Source organism: Rhodanobacter spathiphylli B39 (assembly GCF_000264295.1).
GTDB lineage: Bacteria > Pseudomonadota > Gammaproteobacteria > Xanthomonadales > Rhodanobacteraceae > Rhodanobacter > Rhodanobacter spathiphylli.
Genome location: NZ_AJXT01000028.1, coordinates 63,330 through 71,824, shown reverse-complemented (window position 1 = coordinate 71,824; position 8,495 = coordinate 63,330). Strand labels below are relative to the sequence as shown.

Genomic DNA, 8,495 nt, shown 5'->3' with positions numbered 1-8,495 from the left:
GGATCGGCTCGCCCTGGGGCGGGCCGAAGTCGCCGTGGGTGGCGGCGATCGCGGCCGGACTGGCGGCAACCTCCCCCACCGGCGACACCGAAGACGACTTGCCCGAACAGCCGGCCAGCGTCAACGCACCCGCCGCGGCAAGAACGAGTAACAACGAACGTGACATGGGTTTCTCCCTGTGGTTTCTGGACGAAATCGTAGGGAGGCGTCGAAAACCGCGCTTGACGCAAGTCATCTTTGCCGATGGAAAACTGCGCGTGCGTCAAGCCGCCACAGGCATCGAAAATCGCTCAGCGCGGAAGCAGGTTCCTGCCGAGCTGCTGCAGGCGCTCGGGATCGCGCAACACCAGTTCGCGGCCTTCCAGTTCGATCAGTTCCTGCTGGCGGAAACGGCTGAGCACGCGACTCACGGTTTCCGCGGCCAGGCGCAGATAGTTGGCGATGTCGCCGCGCGACATGCTCAGGTGGAAGCGTGTGCCGGAGAAGCCCCGCTCCTCGTAACGCCGGGCAAGGTCGGTGAGGAACGCGGCCATGCGCGCGTCGGCGTTGTGGTCGCCGGCCAGCAGGGTGGCCATGCCCAGCTCCTTGCTGATCAGGCTGAACAGGCGCTGCTGCACCGCCGGCATGCGCGTGGCCAGCGCACTCATCGCGGGGAAGGAGAAGCGGCAGAAGTAGGCGGTGTCCAGCGCCACCGCATCGCAGGGGAAGTGATCCGGATAGATCGCGTTGAGGCCGATCACCTCACCCGGCAGATAGAAGCCCAGCACCTGCTCGTGGCCCTCGGCGTCGACCATGCTGGTCTTCACCGTGCCGGCGCGCACCGCAAAAATGGAGCGGAACGGATCGCCGGTGCGGAAGACGTGCTCGCCGGCATGAAACGGCCCGACGTGCTCGACCAGGCAATGGAGTTCCAGCAGCTCGGGCTTGCCATAACCTTCGGCAATGCAGGCGCCGGAAAACGCGCAGGTGCGACAGAAATGGGTTTCGTCGCCGTCGTCGGCAATCGGATTCGGTGGCTCGGGCAGGCGGCCTGCCGGGTTGTTGCGGCGCATGGGAGACCTTGCAAAATCGCGCGAATCGGACCAGGCGCGCTGGTGTCGGCATACCGCCACCGGCGCGCTGCGGATACCCCGCGATGATACGCAATGCCGGCCATCTCTGCGGCCCGGCCTGCCGGTCACGTCGTCGCACTACCCTGCGACACGGCGATTTTTGCGTTCCGCAAAAAGAACAAGGGCCGGCATGACTGCCGACCCCTGCTTGCATTTGGCGCCCGAAGTTGGACTCGAACCAACGACCCCCTGATTAACAGTCAAGTGCTCTAACCAGCTGAGCTATTCGGGCGTGAGCTGCGTAGTTTGCTGAGCAGGCCGCTGGCTGTCAAGACGTCACCAGCGATTCCTGCCACTTTTTCTTCAGGCACCGAGCACCCGGTAGCACGGCTCGTATGCGCTGCCGCCGGGAAGCTTCATGCGGTGCTGGGCCACGAACGCCTGCAACAGCTTGTCCAGCGCACGCATGATGTCGGCATCGCCGTCGATGTCGAACGGTCCGTTCTTCTCGATCGCCTGCACGCCCTCCTCCTTCACGTTGCCCGCGACGATGCCGGAAAACGCGCGACGCAGGTCTGCGGCGAGCTCGTGCAGGGGCCGGCCATGCCGGATCTGCAGCGCGCGCATCGCCTCGTGGGTGGGCCGGAACGGCCGCTGGAATTCCAGCGGAATCTGCAGCGCCCAGTTGAAGAAGAATGCGTCCTTGGTGTCGAGCCGGTTGTGGCGCACCTTGTCCAGGCCCTTGATCATGGTGCGCGCCACCTCCTGCGGATCGTCCACGATGATCTGGTAGTGCTGCGCCACTTCGTCGCCCAGGCTCAGCCGCAGGAAACGGTCGATCTGCTCGAAATAGGCGGCCGACTGGCGCGGCCCGGTGAAGATCAGCGGGAACGGCGTGCCGGCGTTGTCCGGGTGCAGCAGGATGCCCAGCAGGTAGAGGATTTCCTCGGCGGTGCCGACGCCACCGGGGAACACGATGATGCCGTGCCCGAGGCGCACGAAGGCCTCCAGCCGCTTCTCGATGTCCGGCATGATCACCAGGTGGTTGACGATCGGGTTCGGCGATTCGGCCGCGATGATGCCCGGCTCGGTGATGCCGATGTAGCGGTTGTGCCGGCGCCGCTGCTTGGCGTGCGAGATGGTGGCGCCCTTCATCGGCCCCTTCATCGCGCCCGGGCCGCAGCCGGTGCAGATGTCCAGTCCGCGCAGGCCCAGCTGGTAACCGACCAGCTTGGTGTAGTCGTATTCCTCGCGCGAGATCGAGTGGCCGCCCCAGCACACCACCAGGTTGGGATCCACCTGCGGCTTCAGGATGCGCGCGTTGCGCAGGATCTCGAACACGCCCTGGGTCAGCCCCGCGGATTCGTCCAGATCGAAACCGACCTGCTCCAGCTGGGTCGACACGTAGACGATGTCGCGCACCACCGCGACCAGCAATTCGTTGATGCCGCGGATGATCTGGCCGTCCACGAAGGCCTGCGCCGGCGCGTTGGTCAGTTCGATCTTCATGCCGCGGTCCTGCTGCAGCACCTGGATGTCGAAATCGGGGTACTGCTCGAGGATCGCCCGCGGGTCGTCGCTGATGTTGCCGGAGGTCAGCACCGCCAGCGCACAGCGCCGCAGCAGCGCGTGCAGACCGGAGCCGCTGGCACCGCGCAGGCGAGCCACTTCATGGCGCGAGAGCACGTCCAGGCCACCGATCGGCGAAATGCGGGCGCTCACCACGCCGGTTCTGGCCGGTGCGCCCTTGTAGGTGTCATTCATTCGATTGCTTCTCCATGGCCGCTCCATCGCGGCCGACCTGTTAGCTTCCTGCGCGAACCACGATATGGTCAAGCACAAAAAAACCGGCGCCCTCGCGGGCGCCGGTTGCGTTTCAGACCCGGGAATGGATCAGAACGTGTACTTCACCGTCAGCTGCACCGCCCAACGCTGAGCCAGATCGCTCGGGAAGGTCGAGGTCGGCACCTGCTGCGGGCTGTAGTTGCCGTTGCTGTCGTGATAGCTGGAGCCGGAGATGTCGTAGATGTACTTGCCGTCCGCATCCACGCCATAGAAGTCGGCCAGGTTGCGGTAGCCCGGGAAGTTGGCGCGCTTCTCGATACCCCAGTGCTTGTTCAGCAGGTTGGTGAAGTTGTAGACGTCGAGCTTGATCTTGCCCTTGTTGCCCTTGAACAGGCCGGGAATTTCCTGGCTGAAGCTCAGGTCGATCTGGTTGAGCCAGCCCGCGTGATCGCCATTGCGGCCGGCAGGGCCGCCCTGGTGATCCTTCAGGTAGTCGTTTGCCTTGATGTAGTCGTAGAACTGCTGGATCAGCTTGGGATCGGTGTTGGCACGGAACGATACCTGGCCCGGGTTCGGGATGAAGGCCAGGTCGTTGCTGACGCCGTCGCCATTGGCATCGTTGCCGAAGGTCCAGCTGTACGGCGAGGCATTGTGGCCGTCATAGAACACGCTGGCGCTGGTGGCGTAATCGCCGAAGAAGCGATGCTGCCAGTTCAGGCCGGCGATCACGCGACGCGGGATCGAGTAGTTCGACGGGCTTGCCTTGTCCTCGTTCGGGTTGAACACGTAGTTGTTGACGTAGTTCGAACGGGCGACGCTGCTGGTACCCGGGTTCACTTCCGTGGCGCGGCTCCAGGTGAAGCCCACCATGCCCGACCAGTCGGTCGAGAACGGCTTCTTCAACGACAGCGCCAAGCTGTCCGCACTGCCGCGGCTGCTGTTGGCCAGGTTGATGGTGCCGTCGGAGAAGGCGCCATTGGCGAGGTAGCGCGACTGCTGACCCGACGAACGCGGATCCCTGGTCGGGTTCTTGTAGTAGGTGAAGCGACCATCCGGCAGCACACCGGTGGGAGCACCGATGTTCATGTTCTGATAGTAGATCGCGTCACGCACCTTGATGTGCTGGTAGTCGGCGGTGGCGATCAGGCCCCACCACGGCAGCTCCTTGTCCATGCCGACGCTGAACTTCCACACGCTCGGCAGGCGGAAGCCCGGAGAGATGGTGTTGACCGTCTGCTGACCCGAACCCACCACGCCATCATGCTGGTCGTGGGCATTCGGGCTGAAGACGGGCGGATTGGGGTTGCAGGGATCGTTGCCGCCGCTGGGTTTGCAACTGAACTGCGTCTGCGTGGCACCCGAGTTGGAGAAGATGTTGCCGATCCACACGCCGGGCGGGTTGGAGATGAACAGGCCCGCGCCACCGCGCAACTGGGTCAGATGCTCGGTGTCGAAGTTGTAGTTGAACGACAGGCGCGGCTGCACCACGCGGTTGCCGTTGATGGTGGTCTGGTTGGTACGACCAAAACCGCCGGTGGCAGCGCCGGTCACCGGATTGATGCCCGGCGCCGCTGCGAACAGCGGGTTGTAGATCGGCTTGTCGCTCATCAGCGGGATGTCGACGCGCACGCCGTACTGGACCGACAGGTTGCTGGTGGCCTGCCAGGTATCCTGCAGGAACACGCCCCACTGCTTGAGCTCGAAGTTGGCGGCAACGTCATCCAGGCTCAGGCCGTCGGACGGACGGCTGTAACGGTACTGGTAGTAGTTGCCGGCCTCGAAGTTCTCCAGGCCGGTCATGCCGTTGCCATCCTCGAACGTGTAGCTGCCGAAATAGTTCTGCAGGAACAGGTTGTAGGTGGTGTCCCGCTCGTAGTCGAAACCGCCCTTGATGGTGTGGTCACCGGCGTAGTACGTGCCCGCCCACGCGGCGTTCAGCGTCTTCACGTCCAGGATGTTGGCCTGGTAGGAATAGTTGGTGCCGAATTCCACCTGCGCACCGTTGCTGTAACCGACCGGATAGATGGTGATGTCCGGCAGGTCGCCACCCGCCACCGGGCTGTTGCCCTTGTGGAACTTCGCGTACGAAATGGTGGTGTCGGTCGAGAACGAGTCGGACCAGTCGTCGTAGAAGTGCAGCGCGTAGCTGGTGTTCTTGGTGTCCGAGTTGTACCAGCCGCTGGAAAGCACCAGCTTGGAGCTCGTGCCGCCGATGGTCGGCTTGCTTTCCTTGGTCTGGCTGAAGGTGAAGCTGGCACGATGGCTGTCGCTGATGTTCCAGTCGATCTTGCCCAGGTAGCGCTTGTCTTCCAGGTCGGTGTTGCCACCACCCGCAGTACCGATGTCGGTGATGCCGTACTTGCTGGCGGCAATGTCGCGCACCTGCTGGATCATGTCGGGGGTAAGCCCCTGCACGATGACGCTGGCGCCGCTGCCTTCCGCACCGTAGGGGCTGCCCGAGCCGATCTGCTTGCTCTTCTCGGCCGAGATGAAGAAGAACAGCTTGTCCTTGATGATCGGACCACCGACGGTGGCGCCGCCGGTCCACTGGCGATCGAAGCCGTTGAACTTGGTGTCGCTTTCGTTCTTGCCGATCATGTTCTGGTTCTGGAATACGTAGTAGACCGAACCATGGAAATCGTTGGTGCCGCTCTTGGTCACCGCATTGACCACGGCGCCCACGCCGCGGCGGGTCGCCACGTCATAGTTCGCGGTGGAGATGTTGTATTCCTCGATCGTGTCCTGCGAAATCGGCGTGGACAGGGTCGGCAGGCCGTTTGCGTTCAGGCCGAACGGATCGTTCGCGCTGACCGAATCGACGGTGATGTTGTTGTAGCGGCTGTTCTGGCCGATGGCCGAGAACGAACCGGCGGCGCGATCGGTGACCACGATGCGCGGATCGAGGCGCACGATGTTCTGGATCGAGCGGTCCGGCGTCGGGGTGGCTTCGATTTCGCGGCTCGACACGTTGGTCGAGATGCCCTTGTTGTCAGCCGAAAAAGTCTGGGCCAGCGAGTTGGCCGAAACGGTGACGCCGCTGAGATTGGTGGCTGCCTGCTCGCTGGCGCCGCCCATCGTCAGGTTGACCGGGGTTTCCTGAGCCAGCTGCAGATAGACGTTGTCCTGTTCCGCCTGCGCCATGCCCGCCTTGGAGACGGTCACGTCGAACGGACCGCCCACGCGCAGACCCTGCGAGGAGTAACGGCCATCCGGACCGGTGGTGGTGATCTTGGTGGTACCCGACGGCTCATGCACGATCTGCACGGTGGCGCCGGCGACCGGCTGGCCGTTGGCGTCGAGCACGCGGCCGCTGATCGAGGAAGAGGTGTCCTGCGCCATGGCAGGCACCGACGCTGCCAGCAACGAGGCAATGGCAAACGGAAGGAGTTTGGTGCGAATTCGGCTATTCATTCTTGATCGACCCTCAGGCTCGCAACGAAAAGGAAACTCAGGTTTGAAGGTCAAAAACGTGGCTACGCCCGGCACGGGCCAGGCAACATCGACACGATCTGCAACCCCAATTGATTTGCGCGGTTCCAAAACAGCACGAACCGCAAGAACTCCGGCACGCTGGACCAACCCGTCCGCGGCTTTGTTAAATGATTGTAACGACATTGTATGACATTTTTGTAACGTTTACACGTCACCCCGGCGCGACAAAGCCCTGCCCCCAGCGCCAGCACGAAGCTTTTCAAATCAGCCACATGGCAAGGTTTCGCGGGATCGGCATGGCTGCCGTGCGACACCTTATCCGGGGACGCGCCTATACCGAACGGAGAATGTTTGCCGCGGCTTGGCGCACACCTGCCGGATGTCGATCTCGCGGGACCAACGCGCCCCGTCGCGGCGGCGAAACAGCTCGCGACAAGGGCGAAAGCTCAGCTGCTCGCGCGCAGGAACGAGGCCACGCCGGCCATGAACATCTGCACCGAAAGCGCGATCAGCAGCATGCCCATCACGCGCTCCAGCGCCGTCAGCACGCTCTCGCCGAGCCAGCGGAACAGGTAGGTCGAGCTGAGCAGGATCAACGCGGTGGCGAGCCATGCCAGCAGCAGGGCCAGCACCCAGTCCGCGGTGCGACCGGGCTGGGTGTTGGTCAGCAGCAGCAGCGCGGCCATCGCCGAGGGACCGGCCACGCCGGGTATTGCCATCGGCACGATGAACGGCTCGCCGCCACCGGACTTGCCGAAGATGCCGCCACCATCGGCCGGCGGAAACACCATGCGGATGCCGATCAGGAACAGCACGATGCCGCCGGCGATGCTGATCGACTCCTGCCTGAGCTGCAGCAGGTGCAGGATGTACTGGCCGCCGAACAGGAACGCGAGCAGGACGCCCAGCGCGATCAGCAGCTCGCGCACCATCACGTGGCGGCGGCGCCTGGGTGGCACGTCCTTCAGCAGGCTGAGGAACAGCGGGATGTTGCCCAGCGGATCCATGATCAGGAACAGCAGGATGCCCGCGGACAAGGTGGTCATCTGCGCTTCCATCTCGACTCCATGCTTGATCGACGCCGGTGTGGCGCCCGTTCGGCGGATCGGCTGCCGATCAGCCGGCCCGCAGGTCCAGTATCGTGCCGCGCGCCGGGGCGCCCCGCGCGCCCAGCAGGTGGATCGCCGCGGCGGCGGTGGCATCCGGCAACGGTCGCTGCAGCAGGTCTTCGCCGAAGTAAGCCAGCTGCCGCAGCGCCGTGCGCATCGGCGCCGGCAACAGCGCATGCACCCGCAGCGGGCCGGTGTCGGTTTCCTCATGCAGGATCGCCGCGAAACGCTCCAGCGCCGCCTTCGACGCACCGTAGCCGCCCCAGTGCGCGCGCTGCAGCAACTCGGGGTCGTCCAGCACGAACACCACGGCGCTGTCATCGGCCTGGGTCAGCAGCGGCAGGCAGGCCTGGGTCAGCGCGAACGGTGCGTTGACGTTGACGTGCATCGCGCGCAGCCAGGCATCCGGCTTGTGCATGGTGATCGGCGTGAGGCCGCCGAAACTCACGGCGGCGTGCACGATGCCGTCGAGGCGACCGAAGTCGCGCTCCAGCCCTTCGGCCAGTGCGGCATAGTCCTTCGGCGTGGCCACTTCCATGTCCAGCGGGTGGATCACCGGCTCGGCCAGGCCTTCGGCGAGCATCGCGTCGTAGAGTTGTTCGAGCTGGCGCTTGCGCTTGCCGGTGATGACGACGGTGGCGCCCGCACGCGCCGCAGCTCGCGACACCGCCCCGCCGAGGCCACCGTAGGCGCCGGTGACCAGCACCACGCGACCGGCCAGGGCATCGCTGGCGGGCTGCCAGTGATCGGGCAGGCGGGAAAAAGGCAGCATGCTCAAAGCGCGACTCCGGCAACGTCGCTGGCCATGCGCGACAGCTCGCCGGCGGCCTTCAGCTCCTCGATGATGTCGCAACCGCCGATCAGCTCGCCCTGGATGAACAACTGCGGGAACGTGGGCCAGTTGGAAAAATGCGGCAACGCGGCGCGTATGCGCGGATCGGCCAGCACGTTCACGGCCTGGAACACCGCACCGGCTTCGGTCAGCGCCTTCGCGGCGCGACTGGAAAAGCCGCACATCGGAAACTCCGGCGTGCCTTTCATGAAAAGCACGATGGGATGCGCGGCCAGCATCGCCCTGATTTGCTCGTTGATGTCCATAGTTCGGTGATTCATCTTT

General features: G+C 64.3%; 6 protein-coding genes and 1 tRNA gene. All 7 read right to left on the bottom strand.

The features are described 5' to 3' along the window. Positions 1 to 290: 290 nt before the first annotated feature. Entirely contained in the window at positions 291 to 1,052 is a 762-nt protein-coding gene (locus tag UU7_RS10245; RefSeq protein WP_007807994.1) for a helix-turn-helix domain-containing protein, read from the bottom strand. Positions 1,053 to 1,267: 215 nt separating this feature from the next. After that, a tRNA-Asn gene (locus UU7_RS10240) sits at positions 1,268 to 1,344 on the bottom strand. A 71-nt stretch (positions 1,345 to 1,415) separates the two neighbouring features. Beyond that, positions 1,416 to 2,816, bottom strand: a complete 1,401-nt coding sequence (ppnN, locus tag UU7_RS10235) for a nucleotide 5'-monophosphate nucleosidase PpnN (RefSeq protein WP_007807991.1) — start codon at positions 2,814 to 2,816, stop codon at positions 1,416 to 1,418. A 129-nt stretch (positions 2,817 to 2,945) separates the two neighbouring features. Further along, positions 2,946 to 6,248: a TonB-dependent receptor gene (locus tag UU7_RS10230; RefSeq protein ID WP_040673258.1), complete on the bottom strand. Its 3,303-nt coding sequence runs from the start codon at positions 6,246 to 6,248 to the stop codon at positions 2,946 to 2,948. Positions 6,249 to 6,715: 467 nt separating this feature from the next. Further along, on the bottom strand, positions 6,716 to 7,315 hold the full coding sequence (locus tag UU7_RS10225; protein WP_007807988.1) for a YhgN family NAAT transporter: 600 nt from the start codon (positions 7,313 to 7,315) through the stop codon (positions 6,716 to 6,718). Between the two features lie 70 nt (positions 7,316 to 7,385). Then, positions 7,386 to 8,150: an SDR family NAD(P)-dependent oxidoreductase gene (locus tag UU7_RS10220; protein ID WP_050981443.1), complete on the bottom strand. Its 765-nt coding sequence runs from the start codon at positions 8,148 to 8,150 to the stop codon at positions 7,386 to 7,388. 2 nt (positions 8,151 to 8,152) lie between these two features. Next, positions 8,153 to 8,476: a Grx4 family monothiol glutaredoxin gene (gene grxD / locus UU7_RS10215; protein ID WP_007807984.1), complete on the bottom strand. Its 324-nt coding sequence runs from the start codon at positions 8,474 to 8,476 to the stop codon at positions 8,153 to 8,155. Positions 8,477 to 8,495: the final 19 nt, after the last annotated feature.

Bases quoted from the DNA above. Each gene is read 5' to 3' on its own strand.
- UU7_RS10245 (WP_007807994.1), bottom strand. From the start codon at position 1,052: ATGCGCCGCAACAACCCGGCAGGCCGCCTGCCCGAGCCACCGAATCCG.
- ppnN (WP_007807991.1), bottom strand. From the start codon at position 2,816: ATGAATGACACCTACAAGGGCGCACCGGCCAGAACCGGCGTGGTGAGC.
- UU7_RS10230 (WP_040673258.1), bottom strand. From the start codon at position 6,248: ATGAATAGCCGAATTCGCACCAAACTCCTTCCGTTTGCCATTGCCTCG.
- UU7_RS10225 (WP_007807988.1), bottom strand. From the start codon at position 7,315: ATGACCACCTTGTCCGCGGGCATCCTGCTGTTCCTGATCATGGATCCG.
- UU7_RS10220 (WP_050981443.1), bottom strand. From the start codon at position 8,150: ATGCTGCCTTTTTCCCGCCTGCCCGATCACTGGCAGCCCGCCAGCGAT.
- grxD (WP_007807984.1), bottom strand. From the start codon at position 8,476: ATGGACATCAACGAGCAAATCAGGGCGATGCTGGCCGCGCATCCCATC.